This window comes from Micromonospora sp. C51 (genome assembly GCF_018070435.1).
Classification (GTDB): Bacteria; Actinomycetota; Actinomycetes; order Mycobacteriales; family Micromonosporaceae; genus Micromonospora; species Micromonospora sediminimaris.
In genome coordinates, this window is record NZ_JAGPXQ010000033.1 from 11288 (window position 1) to 31261 (window position 19974).

17 protein-coding genes and 1 tRNA gene are annotated in these 19974 nt (G+C 70.8%); 11 read left to right on the forward strand and 7 right to left on the reverse strand.

Features of this window, described 5'->3' with window-relative positions:
• Positions 1-39 precede the first annotated feature (39 nt).
• From KBX50_RS24895 to xerC, 5 genes are read left to right on the forward strand one after another with little or no spacing between them, the layout of a single operon-like run.
• A complete protein-coding gene (locus KBX50_RS24895) occupies positions 40-795 on the forward strand; it encodes a hypothetical protein (RefSeq protein ID WP_210940121.1) in 756 nt (251 codons plus the stop codon).
• Positions 792-1061 (forward strand): hypothetical protein, encoded by a 270-nt coding sequence (locus KBX50_RS24900; RefSeq protein ID WP_210940122.1) that lies wholly within the window; start codon positions 792-794, stop codon positions 1059-1061. The genes KBX50_RS24895 and KBX50_RS24900 overlap by 4 nt, the downstream gene beginning before the upstream one ends.
• A complete protein-coding gene (locus KBX50_RS24905; RefSeq protein ID WP_247674380.1) occupies positions 1061-2872 on the forward strand; it encodes a replication initiator in 1812 nt (603 codons plus the stop codon). Before KBX50_RS24900 ends, KBX50_RS24905 begins: the two co-directional genes overlap by 1 nt.
• A gap of 30 nt (positions 2873-2902) precedes the next feature.
• Entirely contained in the window at positions 2903-3103 is a 201-nt protein-coding gene (locus KBX50_RS32975) for an excisionase family DNA-binding protein (protein WP_247674381.1), read from the forward strand.
• The gene (xerC, locus tag KBX50_RS24915; RefSeq protein WP_210940123.1) at positions 3103-4344 is read left to right on the forward strand and encodes a tyrosine recombinase XerC; all 1242 of its coding nucleotides are present in this window, start codon (positions 3103-3105) and stop codon (positions 4342-4344) included. The genes KBX50_RS32975 and xerC overlap by 1 nt, the downstream gene beginning before the upstream one ends.
• Before the next feature lie 64 nt (positions 4345-4408).
• On the opposite strand, the gene KBX50_RS24920 is transcribed toward xerC, so the two are convergent.
• The 6 genes from KBX50_RS24920 to KBX50_RS24950 form a co-directional block, all read right to left on the reverse strand.
• Positions 4409-4483: transfer RNA gene (locus KBX50_RS24920), tRNA-Val, on the reverse strand.
• 86 nt (positions 4484-4569) lie between these two features.
• A complete protein-coding gene (locus tag KBX50_RS24925) occupies positions 4570-5034 on the reverse strand; it encodes a peroxiredoxin (RefSeq protein ID WP_210940124.1) in 465 nt (154 codons plus the stop codon).
• 53 nt (positions 5035-5087) lie between these two features.
• Positions 5088-5525: a DUF3052 domain-containing protein gene (locus KBX50_RS24930; RefSeq protein ID WP_093401300.1), complete on the reverse strand. Its 438-nt coding sequence runs from the start codon at positions 5523-5525 to the stop codon at positions 5088-5090.
• Positions 5526-5634: 109 nt separating this feature from the next.
• Positions 5635-8535, reverse strand: coding sequence for a transketolase C-terminal domain-containing protein (locus KBX50_RS24935; protein ID WP_247674387.1), 2901 nt, complete (start codon positions 8533-8535; stop codon positions 5635-5637).
• A 37-nt stretch (positions 8536-8572) separates the two neighbouring features.
• On the reverse strand, positions 8573-9064 hold the full coding sequence (locus KBX50_RS24945) for a MarR family winged helix-turn-helix transcriptional regulator (protein ID WP_210940125.1): 492 nt from the start codon (positions 9062-9064) through the stop codon (positions 8573-8575).
• A gap of 218 nt (positions 9065-9282) precedes the next feature.
• The gene (locus KBX50_RS24950; RefSeq protein ID WP_210940126.1) at positions 9283-9687 is read right to left on the reverse strand and encodes a YjbQ family protein; all 405 of its coding nucleotides are present in this window, start codon (positions 9685-9687) and stop codon (positions 9283-9285) included.
• Positions 9688-9862: 175 nt separating this feature from the next.
• Between KBX50_RS24950 and aceE the strand changes: the two genes are divergently transcribed.
• From aceE to KBX50_RS24965, 3 genes are all read left to right on the forward strand, one after another.
• Positions 9863-12607 (forward strand): pyruvate dehydrogenase (acetyl-transferring), homodimeric type, encoded by a 2745-nt coding sequence (gene aceE, locus KBX50_RS24955; protein WP_210940127.1) that lies wholly within the window; start codon positions 9863-9865, stop codon positions 12605-12607.
• 297 nt (positions 12608-12904) lie between these two features.
• On the forward strand, positions 12905-14194 hold the full coding sequence (locus tag KBX50_RS24960; RefSeq protein WP_210940128.1) for a choice-of-anchor B family protein: 1290 nt from the start codon (positions 12905-12907) through the stop codon (positions 14192-14194).
• Entirely contained in the window at positions 14191-15117 is a 927-nt protein-coding gene (locus KBX50_RS24965; RefSeq protein ID WP_210940129.1) for a hypothetical protein, read from the forward strand. The genes KBX50_RS24960 and KBX50_RS24965 overlap by 4 nt, the downstream gene beginning before the upstream one ends.
• Positions 15118-15215: 98 nt before the next feature.
• Here KBX50_RS24965 and KBX50_RS24970 read toward each other — a convergent pair whose 3' ends face one another.
• Positions 15216-15662, reverse strand: coding sequence for an SRPBCC family protein (locus KBX50_RS24970; protein ID WP_093401307.1), 447 nt, complete (start codon positions 15660-15662; stop codon positions 15216-15218).
• Positions 15663-15847: 185 nt separating this feature from the next.
• Here KBX50_RS24970 and KBX50_RS24975 point away from each other — a divergent pair, with 185 nt between their 5' ends.
• From KBX50_RS24975 to gltX, 3 genes are read left to right on the forward strand one after another with little or no spacing between them, the layout of a single operon-like run.
• Positions 15848-17194 carry a GH1 family beta-glucosidase gene (locus KBX50_RS24975; RefSeq protein WP_247674382.1) on the forward strand — a complete coding sequence of 449 codons (1347 nt, stop codon included), beginning with the start codon at positions 15848-15850 and terminating at the stop codon, positions 17192-17194.
• A complete protein-coding gene (locus KBX50_RS24980; RefSeq protein WP_210940130.1) occupies positions 17191-18462 on the forward strand; it encodes an MFS transporter in 1272 nt (423 codons plus the stop codon). Before KBX50_RS24975 ends, KBX50_RS24980 begins: the two co-directional genes overlap by 4 nt.
• A 50-nt stretch (positions 18463-18512) precedes the next feature.
• Positions 18513-19922: a glutamate--tRNA ligase gene (gltX, locus tag KBX50_RS24985; protein WP_307871062.1), complete on the forward strand. Its 1410-nt coding sequence runs from the start codon at positions 18513-18515 to the stop codon at positions 19920-19922.
• The last annotated feature ends 52 nt before the right edge of the window (positions 19923-19974 follow it).

Consider the following 19974-nt stretch of genomic DNA (forward strand, 5'->3'; position numbering starts at 1 on the left):
GCTCACCGGCATCGCCATGGCCTACATGGGCGGTGTCCGATGAACCCTCAACCCACCACCGGCACCCGCATCGAGGGCCTGGTCCTGGTCCTCATCCTGCTCACCGTCGCCGGCTTCGCCGGAGCCGCCTCGTTCACCCACGTCAAGGACTGGACGCTTGCCAACTCTCCGACCGGCACCGGGGAATGGTTCGGCTGGGCCAACGCCGTCATCTCCGAACTCGTCCCCATCGCCTGCCTGCTGACCATCCGCCGACGCCGCCGCGTCGGTGCTCCCATCGGCTACCCACTGTTCCTGCTCATCGCCGCCGCCAGCCTGTCGCTGGCCGCGCAGTTGGCGGTTGCCAAGCCTGGCGTCTCCGGATGGCTCCTGTCCGCCGTCCCCGCCCTGGCCTTCATGGCCCTGGTCAAACTCGTCCTCGCCCCCACCAAGGGCAGCACCACCCCGCCGTCGACGCCGGTCGAGCCGGTCGAGCGGGCCGAACCCATCCACGTTCAGGCCGCCGAACAGGCCACCACCGAACCGCCGGCCGCGATCACCGCATCCGACCCGACACCAGCACCGACCCCGGTCCCTACGGTCGAGCCGCTTCCCACGCCGGAGCCTGTCACCGTGCCGGCTGTCGAGCCGGTCGACGTCCCCACTCACCTGCTGCCGATGGCTCGCTTCTCGGCCGTGCAGCACGAGCAGGCCACCGGACGGCCCATCACCGCCGACGAGCTGGCCGACCGACTCGACATCACCCCCACTACAGCCGGCTACCTGCTGGCCGCTCTCAACGGCGGTGCGCAATGACCATCGTTCTCGTCGACGTCGAGCACGTCACCCACACCTGCCCCGCCGACCCGGAACCACACCCGTTCGACACCCGCCGCACCGTCATCGACGTCATCCCCGGCGGTCCCTGCCGGACACCGGTCACCATCCGCTGCGGCAACGTGACCACCCAAATTGCCTGTCACCGGCATGAGCCGGCCAAGCGCCAGTGCGGCGCCTGCCGCGTCATCGTGCGCGAACGCACCATCACCACCCGCCCCCACACCATCGGGGTTGCGGCTTGATGGCGTCGACGCTGGACCTCACACCCCGCGCTTCGGCCCGGGGTGTGGGCTCGAACGCCGACACCACCCCACCCGTGTACGACTACACCGCCGCCGGCTCCGCCTACCTGCGTGCCACCCGCCCGGACTACTTCGGCTGGCTGGAACACGTCCGCGCCGCCGCCGGCTGCACCCGCCCGATCCGCCTCGCCGGCCAGCTCCTCACCGTCGAGCAGTCCACGGGCCGGGTGCTGGAGCAGCGGCACACCGACGCCATGCCCGACGCCGCCATCTACACCGCCTGCGGCAACCGCCGCGCCACCGTGTGCCCGTCCTGCGCGCACACCTACCAACGCGACGCCTTCCAACTCCTACGCGCCGGCCTCGTCGGTGGGAAGGGTGTGCCGGAGACGGTTGCCGGGCATCCGACGGTGTTCGCCACCTTCACCGCGCCGTCGTTCGGATCGGTTCACGCTCGGGTGGTCAAGCAGCACACCTGCGCCAACCGGCGTCGCTGCGACTGCCGCGCCGAACCGTGCCACCCCCGCCGCAACGCCGGTCTCTGCCCTCACGGCCGGCCGGCTGCGTGCTGGGCTCGGCATGAGGCTGGTGACGCGGTGCTCGGGCATCCGCTGTGCCTGGACTGCTACGACCACGACCACCAGGTCGTCTGGAATATCTTCTCCGGCGAACTCTGGCACCGCACCAAACAAGCCGCGGAACGCTGGCTCGCCAAACTCGCCCGCCGCCGCGGCATCCCCCGCGTCGAAGTCGTCACCGCCTCCGGGAACATCCGCAAGGTTCCTCCGGTGCGGCTCTCGCCGGGCAAGGTGGCGGAGTTGCAGGCACGGGGAGCGGTGCACTTCCACGCCATCGCCCGCCTCGACGGCGTCGACGGCCAGGACCCCGACGCCATCGTGCCCCCACCCGCCGGATTCACCGTCGACGACCTCGTCGACGCGCTCCAGCGCGCCGCTAGGCAGATCGCCTTCCACACCCCGGCGCACCCGGACCGGCCCGAAGGCTGGCCGATCGCCTGGGGCGAGCAGGTCGACCTGGAGCCCATCACCAGCGACGGCGCTGGTGAGGTCACCAGCGACGGCGCTGGTGAGGTCACCGATGGGATGGTGGCCGGTTACCTTGCCAAGTACGCCACCAAAAGCACTGAGGCCACCGGGCATACCTCCACCCGCCTGACCGCCGATTCGATCGGGGACTACGCCGACCCTGACGGCGACCACACCGCCCGCCTCATCGACGCCTGCTGGCGCATCGGCCGACCCACCGGCACCCCCGTGCCCTTGTCTGAGCGGGCTCGTGACGACCGGCCCCGGCCCGGCTTCGTCCCGCGCTGGGAGTGCCCCGACTGCGGCACCCACACCCGCTACGCCGCCTGCCCCACCTGCGTCGCCCACCGTCAAGCCGCCCTTGACACCGCACCCACGAAACCGGCCACCGGCAACCCGTACGCCCGGCTACGCCGATGGGCGCACATGCTCGGCTATGGCGGCCACTTCCTCACCAAAGGCCGCCGCTACTCGGTCACGTTCCAACTTCTGCGCGACACCCGCGTGAGCTTCCGGCGGCACGAGCACCACGACCAGGGCGACGAGCAGACCGGCGCGCTTCGCGTCGTCGAGCACCACGACGACGACACGACCCTGATCGTGGGCACCCTCACCTTCGCCGGTGTCGGCTGGCACACGTCAGGTGACGCCCTGCTCGCCGCCACCGCCGCCGCCATGGCGAGAGAGCGACGCAGCGCCGGGCGCGAAGAACTCGCCCACGAACTCAGCACCGCCCCGGCCGGCACTGCGCCGGCTGCCGCTTGATTTCTGTCCCGTCGCACGAGGAAGGCTCCGTTGGACACCACCCCTACCCCGATCGCTCCTCGCGTGCTGCGCGTCGAGGAAGCCGCCCAAGCGCTCGGCATCGGCCGCTCGCTCGTCTACGACCTGATCCGTTCCGGCCGGCTGCGCTCTTTCAAGGTCGGTAGCCGCCGTCTCATCCCTGCCGCCGCGATCGACGAAACGATAGCCACGCTCATGAAAGAAGCCGCCTGATGTCCAAGAAGCCGAAGCCACGCCAGTCCGCCGCCCGCCGTAACCCGAATGGGGAAGGCTCCATCTATCAGCGTGCCAGTGATGGCCGTTGGGTCGGGCAGGCGTACGTCCTCACCACCGACGGCACCCGCAAGCGCAAGTTCGTCTACGGCGCGACCTGGGAGGATGCTCATGCGAAGCTCATCGAGCTGAAGTCTCGATCTCAGCGCGGAATACCCGTGCCCGACCGCGCCTGGAAAGTCGCCGAATTCCTGCCGTACTGGCTGGCGGCCTACGTCACCGACCTCAAGCCCACCACCGCCCGAGGTTACGAAAGCGCCGTCCGGCTGCACCTGATTCCCGCGCTCGGCACCAAACGCCTCGACACGTTGCAGGTGAAGCACGTCAAGGCGTTCATGGATGAGTTTCGCCGTAAGTGCCTCTGCTGTACGGCTGGGCTCGACGCCACCCGCCGGCCTGACCGGCAGTGCTGCTCGGTTGGCAAGTGCTGCCAGCATTACCCCAGCGCGCGACAGATCCAGTACGTACACGCGGTGCTGCGCAACGCGCTGCAACACGCCATGCGGGAGGAGCTGGTGTCCCGCAACGTCGCCAAGCTGGTTCGCGTCCCGTCGCCGCGCTACAAGGTCGGCAAGGGCCTTTCGGTCGACCAGGTACGCAAGCTCATCGCCGCTACGGAAGGGCACCGCCTGCACGCGCTTTACGTGGTGGCAGCAACCCTCGGGCTTCGGCGCGGTGAGCTGCTCGGGCTGCGCTGGTCAGATCTCGACCTCGACAACGGCACCGTTGCCGTCGATCAGACCGTTCAGCGGGCCGGCGGGAAGTTGCACCTGCAAGACACCAAGACCGAGGAATCGGACGGCATCCTTCCCCTGCCTGACTGGACCTGGGTTGCGCTGCTCGACCATCAGAAGCGCCAGCAGCAGGAACGGGAGCGGCTGGCCGAGGTCTGGCAGGATCACGGCCTGGTCTTCCCCTCCGAGGTCGGCACGCCGATCGAGCCGCGCAACCTCAATCGCCACTTCGCGGCGCTGCGGGTGAAGGCCGGCTGTCCCGATGTGCGGCTACATGATCTGCGGCACACGGTCGTGTCGCTGCTGATGGAGCTGGGCGTACCGCCGCACGTTGTCCAGGCCGTCGCCCGGCACGCGGACGTGAAACTGACTCTGAAGGTCTATTCGCACGCCAACCTTGACGCTATGCGCCAGGCGCTCGGCAAGCTCGATGGCCGGCTCTCGTAACCACCGTTGCTGTCACCGTTGCTGTCACGGCCCGGAGAACTGCTCTCCGGGCCGTTGTTTGTGCTGGTGGGCGCGGCAGGTTTCGAACCTGCGACCCCTCGCTTGTAAGGCGAGTGCTCTCCCGCTGAGCTACGCGCCCGGAACGCCGTACGGCGGGCCGGCGGTTGGCAAGCTTACCCTGCCACCCGCCGGCCCCGGCGGACGCCTCGCGACCGGTGGGCCGGGTCAGGCCGCGGCCTCCGCCAGGGCCTTGCGCCAGCCCTGCTGGTCGCGGGCCTCACCGGGCATGTTCATCTCGGCGAAGCGGACCACGCCGGACCGGTCGATGACGAAGGTGCCCCGGTTGGCGATGCCGGCGACGTCGTTGAAGACGCCGTACGCCTGAGCGACGGCGCCGTGCGGCCAGAAGTCGGACAGCAGGGGGAACTGGTAGCCCTCTTGCTCCGCCCAGATCTTGTGGGCGTACACCGAGTCGACGCTGACGGTCAGCACCTGGACCTCGTCGTTGACGTACTCGTCGACGTTGTCCCGTACCTCGGTCAGCTCACCTTGACACACCCCGGTGAACGCCAGCGGGTAGAAGACCAGCAGGACGGTACGCCGGCCCCGGAAGTCGGAGAGTCGGACCTGCTGGTTGTTCTGGTCCTTCAACTCGAAGTCGGGCGCCTCGACGCCAACCTCGATGGGCATGCGAACTCCTCGGATCGGTTCGGGACGGCCTCGGTCGCTCGCCGTGGCTCGGGCTACTTCTTGCCCTTGGCGCCGCGACGTAGCACGAGTCGGGCACCGCTCCAGTCCTTGCCGGCGTTGACCGTTGACGTCTGCTGGAGACCAGCGGTGGGTGCCGACTCGGCAATCTCGCTCGGCTCGACGTGGCCGTCGCGGCCGGCCTTGGGCGTCAGCAGCCACACGACCCCATTGTCGGCCAGCGGGCCGAGTGCGTCGACGAGTAGCTCGAAGAGATCACCGTCGCCGTCCCGGTACCAGACCAGCACCGCGTCGACCACCTCGTCGGTGTCCTCGTCGACCAGATCTCCACAACGGTCGGTCAGGGCGTCTCGGAGATCGGAGTCGACGTCGTCGTCGTAGCCCATCTCCATGACGACCATCCCCGGCTCGATGCCGAACCGGTCCGCCAGGCTGCGTACCCCGTCAGCAGCCTGACCAGCGGTCGCGCTCACTGTCGCGTGCCTCCTCATCTCGTCCGAGCCGGCGTCTGCTCGACGCCGTCAGGCAAAGTCCACACAGTTGTTCCCTCCTGCGCAAGTGGCGCACCGGGTGGAACGAAATTTACCGTGCCAGCAGCGTACGGGCACCCTGGGTGATGGCCTCCTCGGACACCAGGACCTGTCGGGCGGCCGGGCCCAGCGGCACAAAAGAGTCAACTGCGGCCACCCGGCGTGCCGCACCGACATATCCGGCGTCCACCAGCGCGGCGATCACCCCCTCGCCCACCCCGCCGGACCGGCGTGTCTCGTCCACCACCAGCACCCGGCCGGTCGCGGCGGCCTCCCGGATGAGGTCGGCCACCGGCAGCGGCGCAAGCCAGCGGAGGTCCACGACCCGGCTGCCGATCCCCTCGTCGGCCAGCGCCGACGCCGCCCGCAACGACATTCGTACGCCGTTACCGAAGGTGATGATGGTTACGTCCTCGGCCGAACCGACCCCGTACACGCGGGCCCGTCCCACCGGCACGTGGCCGCCGGCCCAGGCACCTGGATCGGCGTAATCGGCCAGCCACTCACCATCACCGTCGGTGTAGAGGTCGCGGGTGTGGTACAGCGCGATCGGCTCCAGGAACACGCAGACGCTGCCGTCCACCGTCGCGCTCGCCAGACAGGTCCGCAACATCGCCGCCGCGTCGTCCGGCCGCGCCGGCACGGCGATCACCAGGCCCGGCACGTCCCGCAGTACGGCCACCGAGTTGTCGTTGTGGAAGTGCCCGCCGAAGCCCTCCTGGTACGCCAGTCCGGCCACCCGCACCACCATCGGATTGCGCAGTGCGCCCTGCGAGAAGAACCGCATGGTCGCCGCCTCGCCGCGCAGCTGGTCTTCGGCGTTGTGCAGGTACGCCAGGTACTGGATCTCCGGCACCGGCAGCATTCCGGCCAACCCCGCGCCGAGACCGAGGCCGAGGATCGAGGTCTCGTCGAGCAGCGTGTCGAACACCCGGGCGGCACCGAACCGGTCCCGCAGCCCCTTGGTCACCCCGTAGACCCCGCCCTTGGCGGCGACGTCCTCACCGAAGACCGCCATCTGCGGATGGCTGAGCAGCCCGTCGGTGAGCGCCGCGTTGATGCTCTGCGCGAGGGTGAGCGGCCCGGCCAGTTCCGGCGGCTTGCCGCCGAACGCCTCGGCCCGCGTCACGGCGTCGGGCCCGCCGACGCGGGCGCCCGCGTCGGCGACCGCCAGGGCGACCCGCACCGGGCGACGCGGTGCCAGCGGGGCGATCACCTCGGCGGCGTCGGCCAGCTTCGGCTCGTCGAGCACCTCCTCGGCGATCCGGCGGACCTGCCAGCCGATCTCGTCGTAGCGGTCCAGCAGTTCCGGGCCGCCGGCCAGGCCCGCGTCGACCAGCCGCCGGGCGGTGGCGACCACCGGATCGCGGACCACGTCAGCGGTGATCTCCGCGGCGGGGCGGTACGCGCTCTCGGCGTCCGCACCGGCATGGCCCATCAGCCGGACCGTGGTCAGGTGCAGCACGGCCGGGCGGCGGTGCCGGCGTACCCAGGCCGCCGCCTCGACCGCCACCTCGTAGGTGCCGACCAGGTCGGCGCCGTCGGCGGCGAAGTATCGGATGCCGGGCTTGGACCGCAGGGCCGTCGCCACCCACCCCTGCGGCGACCGGACACTGATGCCCAGCCCGTTGTCCTCGCAGACGAAAAGCACCGGGATGCGCAGGCCGGTGTGGTCGTACCAGCCGGCGGTGTTGAACGCGGCCGTGGCGCTGGCGTGGTTGATCGAGGCGTCCCCGAACGAACAGACCACGATGGCGTCGGCCGCCCAGGGCGCGGGTTCGGGTTCCTCGCCGGCTCGGTTCGCTTCTCCTCGGGCGTCCAGCCGACGCAGCCGCTCCACGGCGAGCCCCATCCCGACCGCGCGGGGCAGGTGCGAGGCGATGGTCGAGGTCGTCGGGACCACCGCGAGGTCGGCGCGGCCGAACACCTTGTGCCGGCCACCGGCGATCGGCTCCTGGCTGGAGGCCACCATCCCGCGCAGGACGTCCCGGGCGGCGTCGGCGTACGCCCGGGGCAAGGGCCGCTTGACCCCCGTCATCCGGATTCCGTCGGGCCCGACGCCGTCGCCGGATCCGTGGGCCGGCACGGTCACGGTGGCTGGTCGGGAGTCGGCCAGTGGCACGGCCGCCGGTTGGTCCCCGGCGACGGTCGCCTGCCCCTCCGGGTTCGCGCCGGCGTCGGCGGTGTCACCGTCCCTCCGGTCGATCGCCGCCGCGCCGGGCGAGCCCACTCCGTTTGGCAAACCCGTACCGCCGAACGAGCCCGCGCCGCCCGGCGAGTCGGTTCCCTCCGTGACCGGACCGCTGGCCGGCTCGCCCGGCGTGCCGGGGGCGGCCTCCTCTTCGCTGGTTTCCGGCAGGTCCGGAACGGGCGGCGCGCCGGACCGGCCGGAAGGGCCGGCCTCGGCGGAGTGGCCGGCCTCCGCAGCGTCCGTCGGCTGGCCGGCCCGGGCCACCGGATCGGTCTCGGTGGCCGGCGCCCGCGACGGCACGGCCGACGCGGAAGGTGGCACGGCCGGCACGGACGGCGCGGACGGCGGAGCAGTCTCGGCGGCCGACTCCCCCGACGGCACGGCCGACGCGGACGGTGGCACAGCCGGCGCGGACGGGTCGGCCTGGGCGGCGCGGACGCAGTAGAAGGCGCCGGAGCGGTAGTGCAGCAGGGCCGGGTCCGTGGGCCGCAGCGCCGCCGCCACCGCGGCATTGCCCTCGTGACCGGCGGAGCCGATGGTGTAGTAGCCCTCGCCGAAGCTGCGCAGCCAGCGGCCAGCCAGATCGAGTTGCCGGCTGGTGACCTGGGCGTCGAAGAGGTCCAGCAGCTGGGCACCGGTCAGCGTGCTGTCCTCGGCCACCGGCCGCGCCGGGTCGCTCCGATGCGACGGCGCGGCGAGGGCGGCCAGGGACTCCCGGAACCGGTCGTCGAGATCCTGCGGGGTGGTCACGTCCGACAGCATTACCGACCGGGGCACGCCTCGCACAGTCGAGTGTCTCTCACGCCGGCCCGGTCTGGACGCAGTCCTCCGGGCAGCCGCCGTCGGAAACCTTCCACACCAGATCACGCAGTGCGGCGAGTTCTTCGTTGTCGAGCCTTGTCAGCAGCCGGGAGTCGGAGAGCACGAGATGGACCCGCTCGCGCATCCGCCGGCCGGCGTCGGTCACCACCAACGTCTTCTGCCGCCGGTCCGTCGGGTCGACCCGACGCTCGACCAGCCCGGCCTGCTCCAGCTTGTCGACCAGCGCGGTGACGTTGGACCGGTCGCAGCGCAGCTGGTCGGCAAGCTCGCGGGCAGGCAGCGGACGGTCCGGGTCGAGCTGGTACAGCGCGCGGGCCACGGCCGGAGTCAGGCCCAGCGTGGCGATGTCGAGATCCTGGTGGTGCCGCAGGGCGGAGGCGACGTGCATGATCCGGCGTACCGCGTCACCGGCCAGCCGGGCGCGGTCGGCCGGTTCCGGGCCGGCCGGGGCGATGATCGGCCGTGACATGGTCACATCCTAGGGCGGCGGTCGCTGCGACCGCGTCTGACCGGCGACGCGTCGGACTGCCGAGAGTTCGTCGGGTCAGCTCCGCTCGGCCCTGTTCGGGCGATAGCGGCGGGAAAGGATCCGTTCTCTCACCCACGATTCATCGACGGAAGCCGCGAGTCTCCCCGTGGACCGCTGTACCGACCCGGGGAAGGGTGAGCGGGGGCGAGGGGACGGACTCAGCCGGGCAGGAAGGAGAAACGGACCTGCCGGGTGGGATTGTCGCCGTTGGTGTCGACCAGGCAGATCGACTGCCAGGTGCCCAGGGCCAGCCGCCCACCGAGCACCGGCAGCGTCGCGTACGGGGCGACGAAGGCGGGCAGCACGTGATCGCGGCCGTGTCCCGGCGAGCCGTGCCGGTGCCGCCAGCGCCCGTCCGTGGGCAGCACGGCATCCAGGGCGGTGAGCAGGTCGTCGTCCGAGCCTGACCCGGTCTCGATGATGGCCACACCGGCGGTGGCGTGTGGCACGAGGACGTGCAACAGGCCGTCACCCGAGCCGGCGACGAACTGTTCGGCCTCGGCCGTGATGTCCCGGACGGTCGGCCGCGAACCGGTCCGGACGGTGATCAGCTCACTGCGCACACCCGCATTCTTCCCCACCCGGCCGCAGCCCGCCGAGACCACCACCGACCGACAAAGTTACTGGTTGGTACCTGTGTCGAGCGTCGCCCTTAGGCCGGGTGGACGTGACGGCGAGTGCCACGACGGGGCAGGATGGCGCTAGAGACCTATCCCACACACAACCGAGGGAACGCCTGTGGCTACGGAACGCAAGCGCCCGGTGATCACGGCCGGCCTGCCGAGCCAGCTTCCGGACATCGACCCCGAAGAAACCAGCGAGTGGGTCGAGTCGCTCGACGGTGTCATTGGCGAGCGTGGCACCAAGCGAGCCCGCTACGTCATGCTGCGGCTGCTGGAGCGCGCCCGGGAGCGTCAGGTCGGCGTGCCGTCGCTGACCACCACCGACTACATCAACACCATTCCGCCGGAGCGTGAACCGTGGTTCCCCGGCGACGAGCACGTCGAGCGCCGGATCCGGGCGTACGTGCGGTGGAACGCGGCGATGCTGGTGCACCGCGCGCAGCGGCCGGAGATCGGCGTCGGTGGCCACATCTCGACGTACGCCAGCTCGGCCTCGCTCTACGAGGTCGGCTTCAACCACTTCTTCCGGGGCAAGGACCACCCGGGTGGCGGCGACCACATCTTCTACCAGGGGCACGCCTCCCCCGGCATGTACGCGCGGGCGTACCTGGAGGGCCGGCTCAGCGAGAACCAGCTCGACGGCTTCCGGCAGGAGCTGTCCCACCCCGGCGGCGGCCTCCCCTCGTACCCGCACCCCCGGCTGATGCCGGGCTTCTGGGAGTTCCCCACGGTCTCCATGGGGCTGGGCGGTCTGAATGCCATCTACCAGGCCCGGTTCAACCGGTATCTGCAGCACCGGGGCATCAAGGACACCTCCGACCAGCACGTCTGGGCCTTCCTCGGCGACGGCGAGATGGACGAGCCGGAGACGCTTGGCGCGATCGGGGTGGCCGCCCGCGAGGAGCTGGACAACCTCACCTTTGTGATCAACTGCAACCTGCAGCGCCTGGACGGGCCGGTACGCGGCAACGGCAAGGTCATGCAGGAGTTGGAGGCGTTCTTCCGGGGCGCCGGCTGGAACGTCATCAAGGTGGTCTGGGGCCGGGAGTGGGACCCGCTGCTCGCCGCCGACACCGACGGCGCGCTGGTCAACCTGATGAACACCACGCCCGACGGCGACTACCAGACCTACAAGGCGGAGTCCGGGGCGTACGTGCGGGAGCACTTCTTCGGCCGTGACCCGCGCACCCGCAAGATGGTCGAGGGGCTGACCGACGACGAGATCTGGAATCTCAAGCGGGGTGGGCACGACTACCGCAAGCTCTACGCGGCCTACAAGGCGGCGACCGAGCACACCGGCCAGCCGACCGTGATCCTGGCCAAGACGATCAAGGGCTGGACGCTCGGTTCGCACTTCGAGGGCCGCAACGCCACGCACCAGATGAAGAAGCTGACGCTGGAGGACCTGAAGACCTTCCGCGACCGGCTCTACCTCGACATCCCGGACTCGGCGCTGGAGGAGAACCCGTACCTGCCGCCGTACCTGCGGCCAGACGAGAAGTCCGACGAGATGCAGTACCTGCACGAGCGGCGCAAGCAGCTCGGCGGCTACCTGCCGACCCGGCGGACCAGCGCCAAGCCGCTGGCCATCCCCGGCGCGGAGCGCTTCGCCGACGTCAAGCGCGGTTCGGGCAAGCAGAAGGTGGCCACCACGATGGCCTTCGTCCGGTTGCTCAAGGACCTGATGAAGGACAAGGAGTTCGGCAAGCGTTGGGTGCCGATCATCCCCGACGAGGCGCGCACCTTCGGTCTGGACTCCATCTTCCCGACCGCCAAGATCTACTCGCCGCACGGCCAGCGGTACACCTCGGTCGACCGGGAGCTGTTCCTGTCGTACAAGGAGTCGACCGCCGGGCAGATCCTGCACGAGGGGATCAACGAGGCCGGCTCGGTGGCCTCGTTCACCGCGGCCGGCTCGTCGTACGCCACCCACGACGAGCCGATGATCCCGATGTACATCTTCTACTCGATGTTCGGGTTCCAGCGCACCGGCGACGGCTTCTGGGCCGCCGCGGACCAGATGGCCCGGGGCTTCGTGCTCGGCGCCACCGCCGGCCGCACCACGCTCAACGGTGAGGGGCTCCAGCACGAGGACGGCCACTCCCTGCTGCTGGCCGCCACCAACCCGGCGGTGGTCGCGTACGATCCGGCGTTCGCGTTCGAGATCGCGCACATCATGGAAAACGGCCTGCACCGGATGTACGGCGAGGAGCCGGAGAACGTCTTCTACTACCTCACCGTCTACAACGAGCCGATCCACCAGCCGGCGGAGCCCGACGGCGTGGACGTCGAGGGCATCGTCAAGGGCATCCACCGCTACTCCCCCGCGCCGTCGCTGGACGGTGACGCTCCCCGGGCGAACCTGCTGGCCTCCGGCACCGGCGTGCAGTGGGCGCTCAAGGCGCAGCAGTTGCTGGCGCAGGACTGGGGGGTGGCCGCCGACGTCTGGTCGGTCACCTCGTGGACGGAGCTGCGCCGCGACGCGGTGGAGTGCGAGGAGTACAACCTCCTGCACCCGGGCGCCGAGCAGCGGGTGCCGTACATCCAGCGCAAGCTGGCCGACGCCGACGGCCCCAAGGTCGCGGTCAGCGACTGGATGCGCGCAGTGCCGGACCTGATCTCCCGCTGGGTACCGGGCGACTGGACCTCGCTGGGCACCGACGGCTTCGGGCTCTCCGACACCCGGCACGCGTTGCGGCGGCACTTCCACGTCGACGCCGAGTCGGTAGCGGTCGCGACGCTGCGGCAGCTCGCGCTGCGTGGGGCGGTGCCGGCTCACGTGCCGGCCGAGGCGGCCAAGAAGTACGCGATCGACGACGTCAACGCCGCCCCGGTCGGCGAGACCGGCGGCGACAGCTGACCCTGGGGCAGTAGTCCCGATCGAACGGGCCCGGCGCGGTGTGACACCGCGCCGGGTCCTTTCGCGTGCGGTGCCCGCGCCCTGGCGCGCTGGGCCCCACCGAGCCAGTCCGCAGGTATGACCCTTCCGGTATCGACGAGCATCTTTTTCGTGTAACACAACGCATCCACAATTGCCGATAGGTGTTTCAGCTTGCCCCAGGGACACCAGGCCGGCCGGTGAATTCACCCCGTCGCGCCCGTCCACCGCCGGCCGGGACGTCACCGCCGCACCGGCGCGCGACGGGAGGGAGCGTTCATGCGAATCGTCCGGATCGGTCTCACCCTGGCCGTCGGCACCCTGGTGGTGTCGATGCTCCCGGCGAGCTCGCCGTCGGTGGCCCACGACCCGGCCACCCCGGCCGGGCGCGCGTCGGCGCAGGAGTTCATGGCCCAGCGCGAACCCACTCAGCAACTCGTCGCGGCTGCCGCCGCGACCTGCACCAACGGCCAGGCGGCGGGCTACCCCTGCCGCAACGTGGACCTGCTGTCGTTCCTGCCGCTGTCCAGCATCGGTGGCAGTCAGGCCAACGACATCTGGGGTTGGACCGACCCGCAGACCGGCAAGGAGTACGCGCTCGTCGGTCGACGCAACGGCACCTCGTTCGTGGACGTGTCCAACCCGACCGCCCCGGTCTACCTGGGCAACCTGCCCGCATACCAGAACCGCACCGCCATCTGGCGGGACATCAAGGTCTACCGGGACCACGCGTACGTGGTGGCGGACGTCTCCGGGCACGGCATGCAGGTGTTCGACCTGACCCGGTTGCGTGGCGTCACCACGCCGCAGACCTGGACGGCCAACACGCACTACAGCCGGTTCGGCAACTCGCACAACATCGCCATCAACGAGCAGACCGGATACGCGTACGCGGTCGGCACGAACACCTGCAGCGGCGGCCTGCACATGGTCGACATCCGCACCCCGAAGTCGCCGGTGTACGCCGGCTGTGTCAGCAACGACGGTTACACCCACGACACCCAGTGCGTGGTCTACCGGGGTCCGGACACCACCTACACCGGGCGGGAGATCTGCGTCAGCTCCAACGAGGACACGGTGACCGTGGTCGACGTGACCACAAAGTCGGCTCCCCGGCAGCTGTCCCGCATCGGCTACAGCGGGCGGGCGTACACCCACCAGGGCTGGTTCACCGACAACCAGCGGTACTTCCTGCTCGACGACGAGTTGGACGAGACCCGGCGCGGGGTGCGGACGCAGACCTACATCTGGGACCTGGCCGACCTCGACGCACCTCGGCACATCGGCACCTACAGCGCCCCGTCCGGGGTCCAGGCCACCGATCACAACCAGTACGTCAAGGGCAGCTACAGCTACCAGGCCAACTACCGGGCCGGGTTGCGCATCCTGGACCTGCGTAACGTGGCCAGCGGTCAGGCCACCGAGGCCGGGTACTTCGACATCTATCCGTCGAGCAACAGCGCCTCGATGAACGGGGCGTGGAGCACCTACCCGTACTACCCGAGCGGCATCGTGGTGGTCAGCGGCATCGAGCAGGGGCTGTTCGTACTCCAGCCGCGCTTGTCATGACCACCACCGACCATCGGCCGGGGGGAGCCGCCGGCCAGGTCGAGGGGGCGTCCCCGCCGGGGCGCCCCCGCCCCGACCCGGTGCCGCCCGGCGGCACCGCGTGGCGGTACGCCGCCGCCACGCTGGTGCTCGGCCTGACCCTGGCCGTCGGCTTCTTCGCCGGTCGCGCGGGTGCGCCGGCCTCCGCTCCGACACCGCAGGCGGCGTCCACCGCGCACCTCGGTCACGGCCCGGGCGGGCTGGAGGTGTCCCGCGACGGCTGGACCCTGACCCTGGACACCCCGGGCCTGACCGCCGGCCGGCCGGGCGAACTGGCCTTCCGGATCACCGACGCGGCCGGCGCGGCCCTCACCACGTTCCAGGAGAACCACGAGCGCCGGATGCATCTGATCCTGGTCGGTCGGGATCTCTCCGGCTATCAGCACGTGCACCCGGAGATGTCGGCCGACGGCACCTGGCGGGTCACTGTCACACCGACCGCGCCCGGCCCGCTCCGGGCCATCGCGGACTTCTGGCCGCAGGGGGCACCGGCGGGCGTCACGCTCGGCATCGACGTGCCGGTTCCCGGCCGGTACGCCTCAGGTCCGCTGGCTCCGCCCGAGGAGACGGTCCTGGTGGACGGCTACACGGTCACCCTCGACGGTGGGCTGCGGGCGGGCGAGTCCAACCAGGTGCTCGTGTGGCTGGGGCATGACGGGCAGCCAGTCAACGACCTGCAACGGCACCTGGGCGCGTACGGGCACCTGGTGGCGTTGCGCCAGGGCGATCTGGCGTACCTGCACGTGCATCCGGCGGCGGCCAGCCAGCCCAGCTCGGTGGTGGCGTTCGGCGTCACCGTGCCGTCGGCCGGCACCTACCGGCTGTTCTTCGAGTTCCGGCACCTCGACGAGGTACGCGTCGCCGCCTTCACCGTGGTCGTGTGACCTGTCGCGCCGGGTACCGACGAGCGGTGGCGGCCCGGGTGCCCCTGGAGGGGACACCGGGGCCGCCACCTTCGCGGGTGACGCCGGGACGCGGCCCGTCAGCCGACGGCGGCCAGATCGGTCAGCCGGGCCAGCGAGTCCTCCAGGTCGGCGCCGACCCGACGCAGGCCGAGCCGAAGCAGGGCAGCCTTGACCGGGCCGGCCGGCCAGCGAACGACGATGAGCCGCACGACCGTGCCGCCCTCCTGTTCGTCGGGTGTGAGCTGGACGTATATCTCGGTGCGCGCCTCCGCTCGGGCACCGGCGCCCTTGGCGCGTTCGCGCCAGCCGATCAGGGTCGGCTCCTGATAGGCGATCACCTCGGCCTCATGCGCGGCACCGCGTCCGGCCTGGACCAGCTGCCGCCGACCGAAGCCCTCCCCCGAGAGGACCTCGGCCGCACGGACCCCGGCCAGCCAGGCCGGCAACTGCTCGGCCCGCTGCACCACGTCCCAGACCGCTTCCACCGGCGCCGCCACGTGCGCGCTGCGTTCCACGAGGATCATTTCCGTCTTCCTCCAGTGAGGACATCCCACAATATTCGGCACTCTATGCGCAAAAACGGACGTATATGGACGGGTTCGTAAAAGACACGCCGAAAGGTATTGCTCTTGGCCGCTCGGGAGCCTATGGCGCACCGCCTCACCGCCCCCTAGAGTTCCGAGCACGTTTCGCGTTTATCGGAGGGCGTATGTCGATCGCACCGATGCCCGAGTTCCCCACCGGCTTCCGCTGGGGCGTCTCCACCTCCGCGTACCAGATCGAGGGCGCCGCCGGCACCGACGGACGTGGACCGTCCATCTGGGACACCTTCGCCCACACCCCCGGCCGGATCATCGACGACAGCAGCGGCGACGTGGCCTGCGACCACTACCACCGGTACGCCGAGGACGTCGCCCTGATGGCCGGGCTGGGGGTCAGCGCCTACCGCTTCTCGGTCGCCTGGCCCCGGGTGCTGCCCAGCGGCACCGGCCGGGTCAACCCCGCCGGGCTGGACTTCTACGAGCGGCTGGTCGACGAGTTGCTCGCGCACGGCATCGATCCGGTCGCCACTCTCTTCCACTGGGACCTGCCCCAGCCGTTGGAGGACGCCGGGGGGTGGCTCAACCGGGACACCGCGCACCGCTTCGCCGAGTACGCGGACGTGGTCGCCGCCCGCCTCGGTGACCGGGTCCGGCTCTGGATCACCCTCAACGAACCCTTCATCCACATGAGCCTCGGACACGCCACCGGCGTCCACGCCCCCGGCCGGATGCTGCTCTTCGACGCCTTCCCGGTCGCCCACCACCAGTTGCTCGGCCACGGGCTCGCGGTCGCCGCGCTACGTGCCCGCAGCACCAGCCCGGTGGCCATCGCCAACAACTACTCGCCGGTGCGCGTCGTCGGGGGCAGCCGGGCCGACGCCGCCGCGGCGGCGACCTACGACGCCCTGCACAACCGGCTCTTCACCGACCCGCTGCTCGGTCGCGGGTACCCGGCGGAATTGGGCTTCGACACCGCCGTGGTCCGCGACGGCGACCTGGACGTGATCGCCGCGCCGATCGACGTGCTCGGCGTCAACTACTACAACCCCACCGCGGTACGCGCTCCCGAGGAGGGATCGCCGCTGCCCTTCGAGTTGGTGCCGCTCACCGGATACCCGCGTACCGCCTTCGACTGGCCGGTGGTCCCGGAGGGACTGCGTGAGCTGCTCGGCTGGCTGCGGGACCGCTACGGCAGGGCGCTGCCGCCGATCCAGGTCACCGAGAGTGGCTGCGCCTACGACGACGCGCCCGACGCCGACGGGCAGGTGCCCGACCCGGACCGGATCGCCTACCTGGACGGCCACCTGCGGGCCGTCCGCGCCGCCATCGACGACGGGGTCGACGTGACCGGCTACTTCGTCTGGTCGCTGCTGGACAACTGGGAGTGGGCCGAGGGCTTCACCAAGCGATTCGGCCTGGTGCACGTGGACTACCGCACCGGGCAGCGCACGCCCAAGTCCTCGTACGCCTGGCTGCGCGAGGTCATCGCGACCGCCCGGCGGGAATCTCGGTGACCACCGTCGACCCCACCCCGGCCTCGCTGCCGGCCGCGCTCGCCGAGCCGACCGTGCCGGTCCGGCGCGGATGGATCGCGCTACTGTTCGCCGCCAATCTCGGCGTCTGGATGGCCTTCTTCACCCCGATCCAGGTACTGCTGCCGCAGCAGATCGGGCAGATCGCACCGACGGAGAAGGAGACCATGCTGGCCGTGGTCACCGGCTTCGGCGCCCTCGCGGCGGTGCTCGCCAACCCGCTCGCCGGTGCCCTGTCGGACCGCACCTGCCTGCGACTGGGCCGGTGGGAGTTCGGCCGTCGGCACGTCTGGACCCTCGGCGGGGCGGTGCTCGGCGCGCTGGCGCTGGCCTTGCTGGCTCAGGCCCGCACCGTGCTCGGGGTGACCGTCGGCTGGGTGGCCGCGCAGGTCTGCTTCAACGCGATGCTGGCCAGCCTGACCGCCGCGGTACCGGACCGGGTTCCGGTCGCGCAGCGGGGCGGCGTCTCCGGCTGGGTCGGCATCCCGCAGGCGCTGGGGCTGGTCCTCGGCGTCGTCCTGGTCACCGTCCTGGTCACCGGCAACACCGCCGGCTACCTGGCCGTCGCCGCCGCCGTACTGCTGCTCGCCCTGCCGTTCGCCCTGCGCACGACGGACGATCCGCTACCCCGCACGCACCGGCCGGTGCTGCGCGGCATGCTCGCCGGGATGTGGGTCTCACCGCGCCGTCACCCGGACTTCGGCTGGGCGTGGATCACCCGGTTCCTGGTGCAGCTCGGCAACGCCTTCGGCACGCTCTACCTGCTCTACTTCCTCACCGACGAGGTCCGGGTCGCCGACCCCGAGGGCGGGCTGCTGGTGCTGATCCTGCTCTACACCGCCGGTCTGATGACCACCACCGTCATCGCCGGTCGGCTCTCGGACCGCTCCGGCCGACGGAAGGTCTTCGTGATCGCGGCGGGCGTGGTGATGGCCGCGGCGGCGCTGCTGCTGGCTGCCGCCCCCACCTGGCCGGTGGCGGTGATCGCCGCGCTGGTCCTGGGCGCCGGCTACGGCGTGTACCTGTCGGTCGACGCCGCGCTGATCACCCAGGTGCTGCCGAGGGCCACCGACCGGGCCAAGGATCTTGGTGTGATCAACATTGCCAACTCCGCGCCCCAGGTGCTCGGTCCGGCCGTCTCCGCCCCGATCGTGGTGCACCTGGGCGGATACCCGGCGCTCTACGCGACCACCGCCGCGGTGACCCTGCTCGGTAGCGTCCTGGTCCTGAAGATCCGCTCGGTGCCCTGAGGCGTACCCCTTGGCCGAATGCGGTAGCGCGTCGCCGTAGGCTGGAGGTCGTGACGGTACGTGTGCGCTTCGCCCCTTCCCCGACCGGTATGTTCCACGTCGGTGGTGCCCGTTCGGCACTCCAGAACTGGATCTACGCCAGGCAGCAGGGCGGGGTGTTCGTGCTGCGCATCGAGGACACCGACGCGGCGCGCAACAAGCCGGAGTGGACCGAGGGCATCCTCTCCGCGCTGGACTGGATCGGTATCGAGCGGGGCAGCTACGAGGGGCCCTACTTCCAGTCCTCGTACGCCGGTGAGCACCGGGCCGCCGCGCGGCGGCTGTACGAGGCGGGCCGGGCGTACTACTGCGACTGCACCCGCGAGGCGGTGCAGGCCCGCACCGGTAACCAGTACACCGGTTACGACGGCTACTGCCGCGACCGGGCGCTGTCCCCCGGTGAGGGCCGGGCGCTGCGCTTCCGCACCCCCGACGAGGGCGCCACGGTGGTGACCGACCTGATCCGGGGCGAGCCGACCTTCGAGAACAAGCTCATCGAGGACTTCGTCATCGCCCGAGGGGACGGCTCGCCAGTTTTCCTGCTGGCCAACGTCGTGGACGACATGACCATGGGGATCACGCATGTGATCCGGGCCGAGGAGCACCTGCCGAACACCCCGAAACAGCAGTTGCTCTGGGACGCGCTCGGGGTGAAGCCGCCGATCTGGGCGCACGTGCCGGTGGTGGTCAACGAGAAGCGGCAGAAGCTCTCCAAGCGCCGCGACAAGGTCGCCCTGGAGGCGTACCGCGACGAGGGCTACCTCGCCGAGGCCATGCGCAACTATCTGATGCTGCTCGGCTGGGCGCCCTCCGGTGACCGGGAGATCGTGCCCTGGTCGGTCATCGAGGACGAGTTCCGGCTGACGGAGGTCAACCCGTCGCCCGCGTTCTTCGACGAGAAGAAGCTGCGCGCGTTCAACGGCGAGTACATCCGGGCGCTGCCCGTGGCCGAGTTCATCGAGGCGTGCCAGCCCTGGCTGACCGGCACCGGCACCATCGCGCCGCCGCCCTGGCAGCCGGCCGAGTTCGACGCGGCCGTGTTCGCCGCGGTCGCCCCGTTGGCACAGACCCGGATCGCGGTGCTCAGCGAGATCGTGCCGAACGTCGACTTCCTCTTCGTCGACTCCCCGCTGATCGACGAGGCGGCCTGGACCAAGGCGATGAAGGAGGGGTCGGCGGAACTGCTCGACGCCGCCATCGCCGCCTTCGAGGCGGTCGATTCGTGGGACGCGGAGACGCTCAAGGTCACGCTGGAGGCGGTCGGCGCGGAGCGCGGCCTCAAGCTCGGCAAGGCCCAGGCACCGGTACGCGTCGCGGTCACCGGCCGTACCGTCGGCTTGCCGCTGTTCGAGTCGTTGGAGGTGCTCGGGCGGGAGCGCGCGCTGACCCGGATACGCGCGGCCCGGGTCCGCCTGGTCTGACCGTCCACGCCGGCGCGCCGGGGCCTGGCGCACCGGCCGGCGTGGCCGGACC